Origin of the sequence: Marinovum sp., assembly GCF_034669705.1 — a bacterium.
In the GTDB taxonomy this organism is placed as follows: domain Bacteria; phylum Pseudomonadota; class Alphaproteobacteria; order Rhodobacterales; family Rhodobacteraceae; genus Marinovum.
In genome coordinates this window covers 144,645-160,834 of record NZ_JAXMOR010000006.1, presented here as the reverse complement: position 1 = coordinate 160,834, position 16,190 = coordinate 144,645, and the positions used below count along the sequence as shown (strand labels likewise).

General features: G+C 65.8%; 14 protein-coding genes. 5 read left to right on the top strand and 9 right to left on the bottom strand.

Annotation, left to right across the window (positions count from 1 at the left end):
* The first annotated feature begins 85 nt into the window (after positions 1-85).
* The gene (locus VOI27_RS06565) at positions 86-1,618 is read left to right on the top strand and encodes a sulfatase (protein ID WP_323764518.1); all 1,533 of its coding nucleotides are present in this window, start codon (positions 86-88) and stop codon (positions 1,616-1,618) included.
* 275 nt (positions 1,619-1,893) lie between these two features.
* On the opposite strand, the gene VOI27_RS06560 is transcribed toward VOI27_RS06565, so the two are convergent.
* From VOI27_RS06560 to VOI27_RS06540, 5 genes are read right to left on the bottom strand one after another with little or no spacing between them, the layout of a single operon-like run.
* Positions 1,894-2,850 (bottom strand): sugar-binding transcriptional regulator, encoded by a 957-nt coding sequence (locus tag VOI27_RS06560; RefSeq protein ID WP_323764517.1) that lies wholly within the window; start codon positions 2,848-2,850, stop codon positions 1,894-1,896.
* A gap of 2 nt (positions 2,851-2,852) precedes the next feature.
* Positions 2,853-3,518: a class II aldolase/adducin family protein gene (locus VOI27_RS06555; protein WP_323764516.1), complete on the bottom strand. Its 666-nt coding sequence runs from the start codon at positions 3,516-3,518 to the stop codon at positions 2,853-2,855.
* A complete protein-coding gene (locus VOI27_RS06550) occupies positions 3,518-4,579 on the bottom strand; it encodes a zinc-binding dehydrogenase (RefSeq protein WP_323764515.1) in 1,062 nt (353 codons plus the stop codon). The genes VOI27_RS06555 and VOI27_RS06550 overlap by 1 nt, the downstream gene beginning before the upstream one ends.
* Entirely contained in the window at positions 4,576-6,102 is a 1,527-nt protein-coding gene (locus VOI27_RS06545; RefSeq protein ID WP_323764514.1) for an FGGY-family carbohydrate kinase, read from the bottom strand. Before VOI27_RS06545 ends, VOI27_RS06550 begins: the two co-directional genes overlap by 4 nt.
* Complete coding sequence (locus VOI27_RS06540) at positions 6,099-8,369, bottom strand: molybdopterin-dependent oxidoreductase (RefSeq protein ID WP_323764513.1); 2,271 nt, start codon at positions 8,367-8,369, stop codon at positions 6,099-6,101. Before VOI27_RS06540 ends, VOI27_RS06545 begins: the two co-directional genes overlap by 4 nt.
* 93 nt (positions 8,370-8,462) lie before the next feature.
* Between VOI27_RS06540 and VOI27_RS06535 the strand changes: the two genes are divergently transcribed.
* On the top strand, positions 8,463-9,389 hold the full coding sequence (locus VOI27_RS06535) for a transketolase (protein WP_323764512.1): 927 nt from the start codon (positions 8,463-8,465) through the stop codon (positions 9,387-9,389).
* A gap of 12 nt (positions 9,390-9,401) precedes the next feature.
* On the top strand, positions 9,402-10,406 hold the full coding sequence (locus VOI27_RS06530) for a transketolase family protein (protein WP_323764511.1): 1,005 nt from the start codon (positions 9,402-9,404) through the stop codon (positions 10,404-10,406).
* Positions 10,407-10,469: 63 nt separating this feature from the next.
* On the opposite strand, the gene VOI27_RS06525 is transcribed toward VOI27_RS06530, so the two are convergent.
* Entirely contained in the window at positions 10,470-11,189 is a 720-nt protein-coding gene (locus VOI27_RS06525; RefSeq protein ID WP_323764510.1) for a helix-turn-helix transcriptional regulator, read from the bottom strand.
* Positions 11,190-11,274: 85 nt separating this feature from the next.
* Here VOI27_RS06525 and VOI27_RS06520 point away from each other — a divergent pair, with 85 nt between their 5' ends.
* Complete coding sequence (locus VOI27_RS06520; RefSeq protein ID WP_323764509.1) at positions 11,275-11,670, top strand: RidA family protein; 396 nt, start codon at positions 11,275-11,277, stop codon at positions 11,668-11,670.
* Positions 11,671-11,779: 109 nt separating this feature from the next.
* On the opposite strand, the gene VOI27_RS06515 is transcribed toward VOI27_RS06520, so the two are convergent.
* Genes VOI27_RS06515 through VOI27_RS06505 form a run of 3 tightly spaced genes read right to left on the bottom strand, consistent with a single transcriptional unit; the run spans position 11,780 to position 14,351 of the window.
* Positions 11,780-12,535 (bottom strand): ABC transporter ATP-binding protein, encoded by a 756-nt coding sequence (locus VOI27_RS06515; RefSeq protein WP_323764508.1) that lies wholly within the window; start codon positions 12,533-12,535, stop codon positions 11,780-11,782.
* Entirely contained in the window at positions 12,535-13,263 is a 729-nt protein-coding gene (locus tag VOI27_RS06510; protein ID WP_323764507.1) for an ABC transporter permease, read from the bottom strand. The genes VOI27_RS06515 and VOI27_RS06510 overlap by 1 nt, the downstream gene beginning before the upstream one ends.
* 53 nt (positions 13,264-13,316) lie before the next feature.
* Complete coding sequence (locus tag VOI27_RS06505) at positions 13,317-14,351, bottom strand: ABC transporter substrate-binding protein (RefSeq protein WP_323764506.1); 1,035 nt, start codon at positions 14,349-14,351, stop codon at positions 13,317-13,319.
* A 734-nt stretch (positions 14,352-15,085) separates the two neighbouring features.
* Here VOI27_RS06505 and VOI27_RS06500 point away from each other — a divergent pair.
* On the top strand, positions 15,086-16,189 hold the full coding sequence (locus VOI27_RS06500) for a DUF475 domain-containing protein (protein WP_323764505.1): 1,104 nt from the start codon (positions 15,086-15,088) through the stop codon (positions 16,187-16,189).
* Position 16,190: the final 1 nt, after the last annotated feature.

Genomic DNA, 16,190 nt, shown 5'->3' with positions numbered 1-16,190 from the left:
CATCTGACAATTTTTTTGACACTTGTAAGGCGCGTTTCGCCCGCCTATACTGCCCTCGGATCAATCTTCGAGGGGGGTGCTGCCCGTGAATATCATTCTGGTGCTGGTCGACAGCCTGACGCGCAACTGCCTGCGGGCCTATGACCCGAAGAGCCCCTGCAACACGCCCAACATCGACCGGTTCGCCAAGCGTTCGGCGATCTTCGACAACCATTTCGTGGGATCGCTGCCCTGCATGCCGGCCCGGCGCGAGATCCTTGCCGGCCGCAAGGAGTTCCTCTGGCGGCCTTGGGGCTCGCTCGAGGTGTTTGACCCGCGGCTGCCGGCCGAGGTGCGCAAGGGCGGCCATCGCACCCATGTGGTGACCGATCACTACCATTACTGGGAAGAAGAGGCGAACGGCTACCTGCAGAGCTATGACACCGTCGAGATGATCCGCGGCTACGAGGTCGACCGCTGGCAGGCGCAGGACCCGACGGAAGAGAAACCCGCCTGGGTCAGGAACGTCGAGAAGTTCCGCGCGCCGGAACACATCGGCCAGTACTACGCCAATACCAAGGAGTTCGACGGCGAGGAGGATTACTTCTCGGCCAAGACCTTCGGCAGCGCCTGCGACTGGCTCGACCGCAACGCCGACAAGGGCGATTTCTTTCTGCATGTCGAGACCTTCGACGTGCACGAGCCGTTCCATATCCCCGAACCCTACGAGAGCATGTATGCCGAGGGCGCGAGCAAGAGCGAGTTCAACGTCTGGCCACCCTATCAGGTCTATGCCGATCTCGAGAATTTCATGGACCAGACGACGCCCGACGAGCTCAAGTTCCTGCGCTCGCAGTTCATGGGCAAGGTCACCATGATGGACAGGTGGTTCGGTACCCTGCTCGACAAGCTCGACGAACAGGACCTGTGGGACGACACGATGGTCATCCTCACTACCGACCATGGCCACGACATGGGCGAGCGCCGCGCCTTCGGCAAGCAGCACCCGCATTTCGACAGCCACGCCAATATCCCGCTGATGGTCTGGCATCCGGCCAACCCCGGCAATGGCAAGCGGGTCTCGGGGCTGACCCAGACCGTGGACCTCTTCGCCACGATCATCGAGGCCGCAGGCGTCGAGGTGACAAAGGCCAACCGCCACAGCCGCTCGCTCCTGCCGATGATCGTCGCGGATGCGCCTTCGCCGCGCGATGCCGTGCTCTATGGCACCTTCGGCCAGGGCATCTGCGCCACTGACGGCACCTGGACGGTGATGAAGGCGCCCGATCCCGATCAGCCGCTCTACCTCTATTCCACCGCGATCTTCCGGCCGCTGATCGTCGACAACCCGGTTGATGGCCGGCTGGCGAAGGCGCCGAACAAGCCGGTGGACACCGGCTTTTTCGACCCCTCGGTCGACCTGCCGATGTGGAAGACGCCGATCTCGATCGATCCGCGCACCGAGACGGAGTTCCTGTTCAACCGCGCCGAAGACCCCGCACAGACCCGCAATCTCTGGGACGCCGCGCCGGATGAGCGCGCAAGGATGCTCGACCTGGTGCGCGCGCTGATGGAGGACGAGGGCTGCCCGCCCGAGCAATACGCGCGGCTGGGGCTGAAAGACGCGGTGCCGGCGTAAGTCTCTCCAAGGGCGATGCCAGCGGCCCCATGCGCGCTGTCATCGCCCGTCGCGTCTGGCCGCTTGGCGCCCCGGCGAACATCCGGACAGCCCCAAGGCAGACCAAGCATCTGATTTTGCGAACAATAACGTCGTTTCCGGGTGGGATATGCGTTGAGAGCTGGCAGAAAACCCGCCGCGCGTCGTAAAGGCATGACGCTGCTTTGTTCGGCCCGATGCCGCGGCCCCGGTCAGCCTTCGCGCCACCGCCCGTAGGGTGGGTTTGCAACCCACCGTCACCTCTCGAGCAACGCCTGCGCCAGGGGCTTGTCCACCACCAGATGCGTCGCCAGGTCACCGCGGATGCAAGCCAGCGTCGCCTCGGCCCGGTCGACGCCGCAGACCACCAGCAGCTTCTTGCGCGCCGCCCGCAGGTCGGCCACTTCGGCCGCGATCAGCCGGTCATGCGGGGGCAGGTCGATCTGCGCGCCCTCGGCCGAGAGATACCGGCAGCACAGGATCCCCGCCGCGCCCGCTGCCACCGCCTGCGACAGCGCCGCCTCGGACGTCATGCCGGCCGCCACCAGATGCGTCTCGGCCTGCATGTTGCCCACCGAATAGATCGCCAGGTCGAGCGATTTCAACCGTTCAAGCTGCATCCGGATGGTCGCCTCGGACCGGAACTGCCGTGCCAGCTCGGGCGAAGAGATCAACCCCGGCGCATGCAGGGTAAAGCACTCCGCGCCCAGCTTGCCGGCGATCTGGATGGTGCAGTTCTCCGAGGCCGGCACGCGGTCGGAAATCATCGAGCCGATCAGCTGGCAGACCTCGACATCGGCCACCGCGTTGCGCGGCATGGCATCGGCCACCGCCATGATCGTCTCGCCCCAGGCCACGCCGCAGCGGTCGCCGGGCTCCACCACGTCAAGCACCGCCATCGCCGCCACCCGCGCCAGCTGGCGCAGGCTGTCCTCGCGGCTCAGCGTCACCGCGTCTGAGGAAGGCTGCGCCACGTAGACATCCGCCAGCCCGTATTTTTCCCGCACCTCGCGCGCGAGGCTCGACCCGGTGAGAAACTGGCCGTCAACGCGGATCTCCACGACGCCCAGGTCGCGGCTTTCGCGCAGCATGTTGACGATGGTGGCACGGCTGACCTTCATCCGCTTGGCGATCTCGCCCTGGGTCAGCCCCTCGCCATAATAGAGCAGCGCCACGTTCGACAGAAGCGCTTCCTTTTCACCGGGTTTGTGCATTCTCAAGCGTTTACCTTCTTTGCCCCGGCTTGGCCATAGTTCTGGCGGAACCAGGCATAGCAGCGGTCGATCTCGTCCTGCGGCAAATCTTCGACCGGTCCGCGGGTCATGGCAAGATGCGTCGTCATCGCCGCTTCCTCGAGGTACATCGCGATCGAGGTCGCCTCGGTGGCCGATTTGCCCATGGTAAAGACCCCATGCGCCTTGACCAGCGCCGCCTTGCCGCCCTCCGCCGCCTCGAGAATGGCCTGGCCGGTGTCGACCTCGCCGGGCGTCGCATAGCGCGAACAGGGCACGTCGCGGCCCAGCATATGGGTGATCGGGGTCAGCACCGCCGGGATGCGCTCGCCGCGGGCGGCAAAGCTCGTGGCATAGGGCGAATGCGTGTGGCACATGCCCATCACGTCGGGCCGGTGCCGATAGACATACAGGTGAATGCCGGTGTCGACCGAGGGTTTCATCTCGCCCTCGACGACGGTGCCATCGAGATCGACCACCACCATGGTCTCAGCCGTCAGCTTGGCGAACTTCACCCCCGACGGCTTGATCACCACCAGCCCGGTCTCGGGATCGCGCCCCGAGACATTGCCGCCGGAGCCTGTCACCAGACCGTTGCGCGGCAGTTCGTGGTTCTGCTCGCAGACCTCTCGCCTCAGCGCCTCAAGCATCACGCCGCCTCCTGCTTTTCATTCGGAATTCCATGTGGATAGACGACGATCTTCAGGCTCTTCTCGGCCTCGACCAGCATCCGGAAGGCCTCTGGCGTATCGGCCATGTCGAACCGGTGCGAGATCGCCTCCTCCGCCTTGATCCGGCCGGCTTCGAGCAGGCGGATATAGCTGTAGGTGTCGGTATGATCCGAGGAATAGCGCGAGGTCACGGTGATCTGGTCGAAATAGGCGGCATTGCCGTCGCGCGCCCAGGTCTCGCCCGGCGGCATCGGCGCGCCGAGGTGCAGGCAGCCGCCCACCTCGGTCAGCGCCAGCGCCTGCTCCCACGCCGGCGCAAAAGGCGCGATCACGATCACCGTATCGGCCAGCCGGCCGTTGTTGAGCGCGCGCATCGCCGTCACCGCGTCTTCGGTTTTCGGGTTGATGGTATGGGTCGCGCCGAATGCGCGCGCCTTCTCGAGGCGCCAGTCCGAGAAGTCGAGCGCCACCACCTTGCCGGCACCAAAGAGCGGCGCCATGTGGACAAAGCCCTGCCCCATGAAGCCCGCGCCGACCACCGCGACGGTGTCGCCCGGCTGGATGTTGCAGACCTTCAGACCAGACAGCACGCAGGACCAGGGCTCGATGGTGACGGCGGCTTCGGTCGAGATGCTGTCAGGCAGCTTGTGGGCGTCCATCGCCAGATGTTGCGCGGTGACGCGGTAATAGTCGCAGACCCCGCCGGGATCGAGCTTCATCGACTTGTAGAACGGATCGCGGGTGAAATGGCCACGCCGCGACAGATGGGAATCGACCCGGCCCACGTGGTGGTTGACGAACAGCCGGTCGCCGATCTTGTAGTCGGTCACGCCGGCACCCACCTCGACCACCTCGCCCACCGGCTCGTGGCCCAGCACCTTGGGCTCGGTCTTGTACCAGGCCATGGTCTCGCCACCGCAAAGCCCGCAGGCCAGGGTCTTGAGCAGCAGCTCACCGGGGCCGATCTCTGGCACCGGGCGGTCCTCGATGCGGATGTCGTCGATGGCATATTGCACGGCGGTGGTCATCATGTTGGTCATGTCGTGGTCTCCCGCAAGGTATTGAGATCCGCCTGCAAGGCGCGGTGATGGCGCGAAATCAGGGCGTATCTGGCGTAAACCGGCCCATAGGCCGCGTGATCTTTGGGTGTGTAGCTCTGCAAATCCTCGTCCCGGGCGGCGAGCGCCACCGCCTCTCCCAGCCCGGCGGCCGCAGCGCCGAGGCAGGCCGCGCCCCAGAGCCCGTGATCCGAGGCCGCGCTGACCAGCACCGGCTGGCCCATGACATCGGCGATGATCTGGCACCAGACCGGGTTCTTCGAGCCGCCGCCGGTCAGCTGCACCGGCGCGGTCGGCAGGCCGGTCTCTTCCTCGAAACAATGCCGCAGACTCAGCGCCGCGCCCTCCATCACCGCCCGGCCCATGTCGCCGGTCGAGGTGGTCGAGGACAGGCCGTGAAAGGCACCGCGCAGGTTGGGCGCCACAAAGGGCGCGCGTTCGCCGTTGAGATAGGGCAGGAAGGTCACGCCATTGGCCCCCGGCGGTACGGTCTCGACCAGCGCATTCATGCGCGCCGCAACCTCTCCGGCCGAGGCGCCGCCAAGGCTTTTCGGATGCAGCGCCGCGAACCAGTCAAAGGCGGCGGCGCCGGTGGTGGGAGCAAGCACGCGGATGGTGACCGGCGCGGTGGGATGCAGGCAACTCGCACCCACCGGCGCATCCGTTGGCGTGATCTGGTCGGTCAGGATGTTGACCACGGCGGTGGTGCCCATGATCATCATCGTCTCGCCGGCGTTCGCCAGCCCCATGCCGGTGATCATCGCCGAGAGGTCGAGCGTGCCAACCGAGACCGTCAGCCCCGCAGGCAGCCCCGTGGCCTGCGCCGCCGCAGCCGTCACCTGCCCCAGCACGCTGTCGGCCGGGCGCGGCGCGATCAGCTTGTCGGCCAGGTCCTCGCACCCCAGCGCGGCAATCTGCGCCGGCGCATAGCTGCGGCTGGCGATGTCGAGAAACGGGATCGTCGCGTCGGAATAGTCGGTCCCAAGCGCCCCGGTGAGCTTCAGCCCGATCCAGTCGACGCAGGTCATCACATGCGCGGTCTGCGCCGCCATCTCGGGTCGGTGTTCCCGCAGCCAGCGCCAGAGCATGCCCGAGGTGCCCGACCACAGCGAGGTGTTGCAGCCCCGACCGATCACCCCGGTCGCGCCCGAGGCCTCGAGCGTCGCCAGATCGTCGGCCGTCCGCGTGTCGTTCCACAGCATCGCAGGGCCGGCCGGGTCGCCCGCTTCGGTCACGCACCAGAGCCCGTCGCCCTGCGCCGCAATCCCCAGCGCCGCGAATGCCGCACCGTCGCAGCGGCCGGCCAGCTCGGCCAAGACCGCAACCACGGTCTGCCAGACCTGCTCCATGTCCTGTTCGCTGCCGCCGCCGGCCACCTGGCGCACCCGGCTCGGCGCCTCGGCCAGTGCCACCTGTCGTCCTTCGGGCGTATACGCGGCGGCCTTGACCGCGGTTGTGCCGACGTCCAGTCCCAGCCAGAGCGTGCCCATCGTCGCCTCCGTCATGTCGCGGTTCCGGTGATCTTCGGCGGCCGGTCGACGCTCAGCGCCGGCAGCGGGCCGGTCCATTTCTCGACCCGGACCAGCGCGGTATGGGCGATATTGCCCTGACTCAGCCCCGAGCATCCCTTGTCGAGCGTCAGCACGTTGGGGTTGCCGTGCACCTCGAGCCGCTCGCCATTCACGATCTGCGGATCGAACCACGCGCCGGTGGCCAGCGCCACACAGTCGCGCCGCATCAGCGGATCGAGCCGCAGCCCGGCCAGGCAGGCGCCCCGCGTATTGAACAGCCGCAGGATATCGCCCGCGGCGAGCCCCCGGTCCGCCGCCGTCTCGGGATGCAGACAGGCCGGTTCGCGGCCGTCGATCTTGTCGCCCTGCGCCTCGCTGCCGCGGTCGTTCTGCGAATGCAGCCGGGTGTCGGGCTGGCCCGAGATCAGGTGCAGCTCATCCTCCGCCGCATCAAGCAGCGTTTCCGCCGGCATCAGCCAGCTCGGGTGACCTGGGCAATCTTCCAGCCCGAAGCCCGCGATCGCTTGGTTGCTCAGCGTGATCCTCCCGCTCTCAGTGGCCAGCGGATGCGCTTCGGGGTCGGCGACGAAGCGTTCCAGCGCCACCTTTTCCTCAAAGGCGTCAGGCACGTCGACCCGCCCCTCCTCGCGGAAGGCGTCGAACTCCGGCAGGGCAAAGCCCGCCTCCTGCGCCACCCCCTGCGCCCGCGCCCAGAGGTGGCGCAGCCACCCGTCGGCATCGCGCCCCTCAGTAAACGCCTCTTCCACCCCGAAATGCCGCGCGATCATGCGAAAGATCTCGTGATCGTCGCGCGCCTGGCCCATCGGCTCCTGCATCTTTGACATGTAGAGTAGCGCGGGGTCGCGACGGTTGATCATCAGGTCGTCGCGCTCGAAGGGCGTCGTTGCCGGCAGCACGATATCGGCCCGCCGCGCGGTGGCGGTCCAGCTGTGGTCCTGCACGATGACCGTCTCGGGCCGCGTCCAGGCCTGTTCCAGCCGGTTGAGATCCTGATGGTGGTGAAACGGGTTGCCACCGCACCAGTAAATCAGCCGGATATCCGGATAGGCCCGCTCCGCGCCGTTAAAGCGATAGCTGCCGCCCGGGTTGAGCAGCATGTCGGCGATACGGGCCACCGGAATGGCCTCTGTCACCGGGTTCTGCCCCTGGCTCACCGAAGGCCAGCCGATCCAGCGCATCGGGCGGCCCACCGGCGTGGTCGAGCCGTAGCCAAAGCCGAACCCGGTGCCCGGCTGGCCGATCTGGCCCAGGATGCAGGCCAGCCCCAGCGCCGCCCAGATCACCTGTTCGCCATGGTCGGCCCGCTGCAGCCCCCAGTTCACCGCGATCATGCTGCGGCTTTCGGTCAGGGACTGCGCCAGCGCGCGAATATCCTCGGCGGGGATGTCACAGAGCGGCGCGGCCCAGGCCGCGCTCTTGGCCTGTCCTTCGGTCTCGCCCATCAGGTAGGCGCGCCACGCCGGCCAGCCGCTGGTGCGGGTGCTCAGAAACGCCTCGTCGGCCCGGCCCGCAGCCACCACCTCATGCGACAGCGCCAGCAGCAGCGCCGCATCGGTGCCCGGCCGGATCGACAGCCATTCTGCCCCCGGCTGGTCACTGCCGCGCGGCGAGACATTGACGATCCGCCCGCCCCGCGCCTGCATCTGCACCAGCGGCCCGGCCATATCGTGCCGGGTGACGCCGGACGAGGCGACCTGTGCGGTGCGCTCTGAAATCCCGCCGACGGCCAGCAGCAGATCGGCGTGCCTGGCGACAAGGCTGAGGCTGGTCATGGCGTCGAACATGCCGCGGTTGCTGAGGCCCAGCACATGCGGAAAGATCACCTCGGCGGCGGCATGGGAATAGGTCTCATGCGAGGCGGTGAACCCGCCCACAAGGTTGAGAAACCGCCGCATCTGGCTTTGTGCATGGTGGAACCGCCCGGCGCTGGCCCAACCGTAGGAGCCGGCATAAATCGCCTGATTGCCATGTGCGCGGGAGACGCCGCGGATCTCGCGCGCGACAAGCGCGGTGGCCTCATCCCATGTCATCTCGCGATAGCTGTCATAGCCGCGCCCCCGACCGCCATCACCGTCAAGCCAGCCCTCCCGCACCATCGGCGCAAGCACGCGGCTGGCCGGGTCGCGCGCGGCCGAAAGCCAGCCCCGGCCGATGCGCGATGGCCGGGGGTCATCGTCGAGCGGGCGCAGCGCGTCGCCCTCGATCCGGTAAGCGCCCCAATGGGCTGCGGTGTATTTCATCGTCTGTCCTTTCCGCCGCCGGGTCCTGCGGCGCTTGACTTTTACATATGATCGATTTACTGACTTTTGTAAAGCAGCAAATCAGAGGATGCCATGCAGAACGAAAGAACCACAGAAGACGTCGCGCTGGGACTCCGGCGCCGGGTCTTCGAGCACACGATCCGCAACAATGGCGGATATCTGAGCCAGGCCTGTTCTGCCGCCGAGCAGTTGGCATGGCTCTACAACGAGGAACTCAAGCTGGGCGCGCCGACCCTGCCGATGATCCCCAAGCCGTTTGAAGGCGTGCCCTCGCCCGCCAACCCCGACTATCACACCGGTGCCGGATACAACGGCCCCGCCGCGCCCGAGTACGACCGGCTGTTCATCGCGCCGGCGCATTACGCGCTGGTGGCCTATGCCACGCTGATCGAGGTTGGCCGGATGGCGCCTGAGGGGCTCGAGATGTTCAACAAGGACGGCTCTTCGGTCGAGATGATCGGGGCCGAGCATTCACCGGGCATGGAGGTGCACAACGGCACGCTGGGCATCGGCCTGTCGACCGGCGCCGGGCTGGCCTATGGCCGCAAGCTGCGCGGCGAGCCGGGCAAGACCTGGGTCTTCATGTCGGACGGCGAAGTTCAGGAAGGCCAGACCTGGGAGGCGGTTGCCGCGGCGCAGTTCCATGGCATCGACAACCTTTGCGCCATCATGGACGTCAACGACCAGCAATGCGACGGCGCGATGGACAGCGTGATGCAGGTCGGCGACCTGCGCCGCAAATTCACCGAGTTCGGCGCCACCTGTGTCGAGATCGACGGCCACGACATTCAGGCGATGCGCGACGCCGCCCAGGAAGCGCATGACGGCAAGCCGCTGATCATCCTCGCCCGGACCTCGCCCTATCAGACCATGCCGATCCTAGAGGAACGCTTTCCGCGGCTGCATTACCTGCGCTTCAAGTCCGAAGACGAACGCGCCCGCTTCAACACCTCGATTGCCGCCGATCTGGGCGTCGATCCCATCGATTACGCCCATTGAGGAGCCCTGCACATGGTTGAAATGGTATCCCGCCCCTACGCCTCGGCGTTCGAGAAATTCGCCGCCGGCAAGTCCGAGATCCTCTGTCTCTCGGCCGATCTGACCTCGTCGTGCGAGATCGACGGCTTTCGCGACCGCCACCCCGATCAGTTCCTGTCGATGGGCATGGCCGAGCAGAACATGCTCAGCTTTGCCGGCGGTCTGGGTCTGGCCGGCTTCCGGCCGTTCATCCACACCTTCGGCGTCTTCATGTACCGCAGGCCCTATGACCAGTTGATGGCCTCGATCGCCTATCCCCGGCGCAAGGTGCGGCTGATGGGCTTCCTGCCCGGTGTCACCACCCCCGGCGGCATGACCCACCAGTCGATCGAAGACATATCGGTGATGCGCTCGATCCCCAACATGACGATCCTCGAGACCGGCGACGCCACCGAGGTGGAAAGCATCTGCGAGGCCGCCGACAGCATCGACGGCCCGGTCTGGTGCCGGGTGCTGCGCGGCTCGGTGCCGCGGCTGTTTGATACGCCGATCAAGGTGGGCGAGATGCGGGTGCTGTCGGAGGGGACGGACATCCTGGTGGTGTCGTCCGGCATCAGCACCGAAGAGGCGATGCGCGCGCGCTCGGCGCTGGCCGATGCCGGTCTGTCGATCCGCCACATCCACCTGCACACCATCAAGCCCTTCGATCACAGGCAGTTGCTCGACCACATCGGCTCGGTCAAGCACGGCGTGGTGACGCTGGAAAACCACGTCACCGAGGGCGGCGTCGGCTCGCTGGTGGCCGAGACCATGGCCGATGCCGGCGTCGGCAAGCGACTGGTGCGGCTGGGGCTCAAGGACACCTATGCGCATGGCGGCTCGCGTGCCTACCTGATGCGCTATTACGGGCTGGATGCGCTGGCGCTGGTGGGCGGGATCGAGGACCTGATGGGCGCGAGTTTCGGCATCACCGAAGATGACCTCGCCACGGCCCGGGTGGACGACGTGCATTCGCTGGTCAAGGCCGAAGCGCTGTAGCGGCGAGCCTTGCTGCACCACCGGAACGTCCCGAGAGATCGGGGCGTTTTGCGTTGGCGGGCCTCACCGTGACACCTCGCTGAACGGGCAGACGTCGTCGTCGAACGGCACATGGCGTCGCCGAAAGGTGGTGCCTGCGACGCTGACCGGATCGCTGATCCGATCCATGCGGAAATGCCGGAACTCGTCGCGCTTCGGGTCCCAGGCCACCAGATACCACAGCGGCGGCAGGATCAGCATGGCTTGCGGCTCCACCTCGCGGGTTGTCCGGCGCCCCTTGGCATCGGCATAACAAAACCGAATCAACTGACGCTGCAGAAACGCCGTCTCGAATTCCGGCAAGAGCGCCGGATCCATCCGGCCCATGTCCGACAGGTCCTGCAGCGGCGACAGCCGGCCGATGTGCAGGCAGTCAAGGAAGGCCCGCAGATCCTTGGCCTTGTCAGACGGCAGGGCCCTTTCGATCTTGGCCAGTCCGGCATCGGCGAGGTCAGAGAATGGCAGGCTGCCGGCCGCGCGCATTGCCGCGACGCTGATCAGCAGCGCAAAGACCTCTGGCACCGACAGCCGCGAGGTGGTCTGGACCGAGCGCGGATCAAGCTGAAGCCCGCCACCCCGGCCAACATCGGAGTGGATCACAAAGCCCTGATCGCGCAAGGAACTGATGTCGCGCAGCACCGTGCGCCGCGAGGCGCCGACCTCGCGTGCGAGGCCGTCGACAGTGGATGTGCCGTTGCGCCGCAGGCTGCGGACGATGGCGTCTTGTCGACTGCGAATGTTCATTTCACCACCCTAGCACAAATGGTGCCAAATTTTGGCACCGTTTCGATCTAGTCCGGCGTCAGCAACATCGACAAGGAGAGACCCGATGCAACGCACAGCCGTGAACCCCTGGGACTGGTCATTGAACCTGGGCTACAATCAGGCCGAAGTGATCGAAGGCGCAAGGCGACAGCTGATCTGCGCTGGCCAGACCGCCGTCGACAGCACCGGCACACCGCAGCATCCGGACGACATGCGGGCCCAGATCAGCCTTGCGCTCGACAATCTCGAGGCCGTTCTGGCCAAGGCGGGCATGGGCCTGAGCCACATCATCAAGCTCGGCATCTATGCGACGGATGTCGACGCGGCTCTGAAGAACCTCGATCTTCTGGGCCAGCGTTTCGGGCCGCTGCACTGCGCCCCCCCGATGACGCTTCTTGGGGTCACCCGGCTGGCGATCCCCGGCCTGATGTTCGAGATCGACGCCACCGCGGCAGATTAGCGCCGCTCGGCCGCGGCGCGCCGATACGACACCGCATGAAAAAACCGCGTCGGTCCCCGGGGACCCACGCGGCAAGGGTGCCCCGAAGGGCCAGGGAGGTTCGGGAAACTCAGTGATCCAGCATGCCCCAGAGCCGGCGCTTGATCGCCAGGAACTCTTCGGTCAGCCGCATCTCGTCATTGCGCGGCCGCGGCAGGCTGACCTCTTCGATGTGATGCACCCTGCCCGGACGCGAGGACAGCACGATGATCTTGTCCGACAGAAAGATCGCCTCTTCGATGTCATGGGTGACAAAGACCACGGTCTTCTTGGTCTTCTGCCAGGTTTTCAACAGGTCCGACTGCATCCGCTCCTTGGTCTGGGCATCGAGCGCCCCGAAGGGCTCGTCCATCAGCAACACGTCGGGGTCGTTGGCATAGACCCGGCCGATATCGACCCGCTTGCGCATGCCGCCAGAGAGCTCGCGCGGCCAGCGGTCCTCGAAGCCCTTGAGCCCCACCATCTCGGTCCATTTCGCCTCGACCTCGGATTGCTCGGACCGCGAGGCGCCGCGCAGCCGCGGCCCGTAGGAGATGTTCTTCGCCACGGTCATCCAGGGAAACACCGCGTCTTGCTGGAACACCATGCCGCGGCGGCGGTCGGTGGCTTCGATCACCTCGCCATCGAGGGTCATCTGCCCGTCAGAGGGGGTGAAGAGCCCTGCCATCATCTTGAGCAGCGTGGACTTGCCGCAGCCCGAGGTGCCGATGATCGAGTTGAACGAGCCGCTCTCGAAGGTGAGGTTGATCTTGTCCAGCACGGTGAGCGCGCCGGGCTCGCCCTTGCCGAAGGTGTGGGTGAGATTGTCGACGATGATCTCTGGCATTATTCACGGGCCTCCGACCATTGCATGAGATGAGCCTGTATCTTGCGGAAGACGCGATCCATGATGAAGGCGCAGCCGCCGATGATCACGATGATCATCATCACCTGATCGGTCAGGAAGTAGCGCCGTCCCTCCTGCAACAGAAAGCCGAGGCCGTTCTGCGCCGCCAGAAGTTCCGAGGCGACAAGCGTCGTCCAGGCGGCGGCCAGCGCGATCCGGTAGCCGGTGATTATGAACGGTGTGGCGGCAGGCACCGCGACGGTGCGGAACACCTGAAACCGGCTGGCGCCCATGGTCGAGGCGGCATCGACATAGACCTGCGGCACGTTCTTCATGCCGGCGATCACGTTGACGACGCAGACCATGAAACAAGCGATGGTGATGATCAGCACCCGGCTGAATTCACCGATCCCGAACCAGATGATGATGATCGGGATATAGGCCAGCGGCGGGATTGGCCGCAGCGCCTCGATCAGCGGATCAAGCAGGTATTCCACCGTCTTGTACCAGCCCACGAGGCAACCCACGATCAGCGCCAGCGTGGTGCCGATAAAGAACCCCATGGCAATCCGGAACAGGCTCGCCCCCAGTGCGGTCAGCAGGCTGCCGCTGGTCAGGTTGGTCTTGAACGAGGCCAGGATATCGGAGATCGGCGGCAGCAGCGCCGGGTTGTTGTCGGGCTGGTTGGTGATCCAGATATAGACCGCGAACACCGTGGCGATCGACAAGGCGCCCAACCACAGGCGCCTTGACCGGAGAGTATCGATCACAGCCATCGGTCTCAGAGCCGCGCAACGATCTGGTCCGACACCAGCGCATCGAGGTCGGGCATGTTGCGGATGCGGTCGTTCTCGACCAGGAACTCCGATTGCACGCGCAGGGCGTTTTTCAGGATGCCGTCGGCATAGACCGACTTGATCTCGGGCACGTCGAAATAGAAGTAGTTGTTGAGCAGCGGTTCGACCTCTGCCGCCGTGACCCCGGCCCGGCCGATGCCGCTTTGCCACTTGATCATCCGCTGGACGACCTCGGCATTGTCTTCGCGCAGCATCTTCACCCCGTCCTCGTGGAAGGCGCGCACCACTTCGGTCAGCGCCTCTTGCTTGGCGTCCATGGTCTGTTGCGTGGTCATGAAGACATCCATGATCGAGGGCCGCTTGCCGATCGGCATCTGTGTGCCATCGGCCAGCATCGAGGCGCCCGGCAGCTTGTCGAAGATCAGCTGGCGCGAGGTGGCCAGCGGCACGGTGGCATCCACCGCTCCGGCAATCAGCGCCGCCTGGGCGTCGATCGGCTCCATATTGATCCGGGTCATCTTCATGTCAGACAGACCGGCCTGTTCCAGCGCCACGCCGAGGAAGAAATCGAAGTTCGACCCGGACGTGACCGCGATCCGCTTGCCTTCGAGATCGGCCAGGCTCTTCATCCCCGGCTGGCCGACGATGGTGAACAGCCCAGAGGCATCGCCGCAGACCGAGATCTCGCGGAAGTCGGCCACGTTGCGCGCCATCGCCGCCAGCGGCGGCACCGAGCCCACGGTGATCGCGTCGACCGAGCCGCCGACCATCGCCTCGATGGCGGGGGGGCCGGAGGGGAAGACGCTGAAATCGATCTCGACGCCGGGCGCGAAGCCCTGGTCCTGGACCAGCCAGTAGATGCCGAAGGAATAGGCCGGGATGATCCCGATGTTGAGCGTCTCGGTGTCGGCATGCGCCTTGCCGACAAAGAACGTCGGCGCGGCCAGCGCCACCCCCGTTGCGACCCCCGTCTTCAGAAATGCGCGGCGTGACACGTAGCTGGTTTTCGAGTTTGCCATCTTGTCCTCCCTCGTGGCAGATCACGGAGCCTGCAGGGCAGGCCTAGCTTGACCGCAACTATCTGCGTTACGTTTACTTTTGTCAATTTTTTTCTCATATGACAAAATTGGCAGCTGAGGCGGATCCCCCTTCAGGCCCTCCTTCGGTCCTTTCCGAACCGCTGCGGCCCCGAGAGGTCATCGGCACCGCAGCGACCCGTCGGGACAGTGCGCTGGATGCTGCCGATCCGAGGCGCATACTCAGGGCTGCCAACCACAGCCACTCCCTGCCGACCCCTGTCATTCCACTCACCATAAACCCCATCTCCGTCCCGGACTTGATCCGGGACCTCCCCGCCAACACCCTGTCCGCCCTTAAGATATCGCGTCGGAGGCCTCGTTCGCCGCGCCATTTTCCCGGGCGTGACCCGGGACCTCCTGCCAACCGCCGGCGCCGGAGGCCCCGGCTCAAGTCCTGGGCGGCGAAGCGTTACAAGCGGACACGCCGGCCCTGCGACCCGCAAAGCGCCACCGCAGGCCGTCTCTGTGGCCGGACCACCCCACCACCTCGGCACAGAACGGCCCAGCACCGCCACGAGGCGACGAATCCGTTTACAAAACCGCCCCGACAGGCCAGAAAGCGCCAAGCGCGTGCGCGCTGCAAATCGGGTGACCGGGCCCCTCTGGCGAAAGTGGCGGCGCTTTCGTGATGTCGGCACCAGATCTTTTTCCAGCCGCCTGGACGTGTTCACATCATGGCACAGAATACCCCCCACGTCGGTGGCGCCCAAGACGGCGCACCGGCCCGCTCCATGCTTTCCTATCTCAAATGGGCCTTCATCGTCACCGGCCTCGGCCTCGCGCTTGGCGCCTGGCTCGGCTGGACCACCACCGGCACGCTGGCCGGCATGCTGACGATCCTGTTCATCTGCGCGGTGCTTGCCGTGCTCGAGATCTCGCTGTCGTTCGACAATGCCATCGTCAACGCCAACAAGCTCAAGAACATGACCCCGGTCTGGCAGCGCCGCTTCCTGACCTGGGGCATCCTGATCGCCGTTTTCGGCATGCGGATCGTCTTTCCGCTGCTGATCGTGGTGATCTCGGCCCGGATCGGCCCCTGGGAGGCGATCACCCTCGCCGCCGTGAAACCCGAGGAATACGCCCTCATCATGGAGGAGGCGCATCTGCCGATCGCGGCCTTCGGCGGCACCTTCCTGATGATGGTCGGGCTCAGCTTTTTCTTCGATCACGAAAAGGACGTGCACTGGGTGCAGTGGCTGGAAAAGCGCATGGCGCGCCATGCCACAATCCGCGGCATCGAGGTGGCGATCGCGCTGGTCACCGTGCTGATCTTCTCGCGGCTGCTCGATGGCGCCGAGACACAGGTCTTCTTCACCTCGGCGATCTGGGGCCTGCTGACCTTCCTGCTGGTCGAAGTGCTGGGCGGGCTGCTCGACAGCACGCAGAAGGCGGTCAAAGGCGCGGCACAGGGCGGGCTCGGCGCGTTTCTCTACCTCGAGGTGCTCGACGCCTCGTTCAGCTTTGACGGGGTGATCGGCGCCTTCGCCCTGACGCAGAACCTTTTCGTGATCGCCATCGGCCTCGGCATCGGCGCGATGTATGTGCGGTCGATGACCATCATGCTGGTCGAGAACGGCACCCTGACCGAGTACCGCTTTCTCGAGCATGGTGCCTTTTATGCCATCATCGCGCTGTCGATCATCATGTTCATGCAGTCGCTGGTGCATATCCCGGAGGTCATCACCGGGTTGGGCGGCGCGGCGCTGATCGGCGTCTCGCTGTGGTCCTCGGTGCGCTGGAACCGCTATCAGCGGGGCAACCCGCCGGCCGGCGGCTGAG

Coding starts and splice junctions, on each gene's coding strand:
- VOI27_RS06560 (WP_323764517.1), bottom strand. CDS start 2,850: ATGCACAAACCCGGTGAAAAGGAAGCGCTTCTGTCGAACGTGGCGCTG.
- VOI27_RS06555 (WP_323764516.1), bottom strand. CDS start 3,518: ATGCTTGAGGCGCTGAGGCGAGAGGTCTGCGAGCAGAACCACGAACTG.
- VOI27_RS06550 (WP_323764515.1), bottom strand. CDS start 4,579: ATGACCAACATGATGACCACCGCCGTGCAATATGCCATCGACGACATC.
- VOI27_RS06545 (WP_323764514.1), bottom strand. CDS start 6,102: ATGACGGAGGCGACGATGGGCACGCTCTGGCTGGGACTGGACGTCGGC.
- VOI27_RS06540 (WP_323764513.1), bottom strand. CDS start 8,369: ATGAAATACACCGCAGCCCATTGGGGCGCTTACCGGATCGAGGGCGAC.
- VOI27_RS06535 (WP_323764512.1), top strand. CDS start 8,463: ATGCAGAACGAAAGAACCACAGAAGACGTCGCGCTGGGACTCCGGCGC.
- VOI27_RS06530 (WP_323764511.1), top strand. CDS start 9,402: ATGGTTGAAATGGTATCCCGCCCCTACGCCTCGGCGTTCGAGAAATTC.
- VOI27_RS06525 (WP_323764510.1), bottom strand. CDS start 11,189: ATGAACATTCGCAGTCGACAAGACGCCATCGTCCGCAGCCTGCGGCGC.
- VOI27_RS06520 (WP_323764509.1), top strand. CDS start 11,275: ATGCAACGCACAGCCGTGAACCCCTGGGACTGGTCATTGAACCTGGGC.
- VOI27_RS06515 (WP_323764508.1), bottom strand. CDS start 12,535: ATGCCAGAGATCATCGTCGACAATCTCACCCACACCTTCGGCAAGGGC.
- VOI27_RS06505 (WP_323764506.1), bottom strand. CDS start 14,351: ATGGCAAACTCGAAAACCAGCTACGTGTCACGCCGCGCATTTCTGAAG.
- VOI27_RS06500 (WP_323764505.1), top strand. CDS start 15,086: ATGGCACAGAATACCCCCCACGTCGGTGGCGCCCAAGACGGCGCACCG.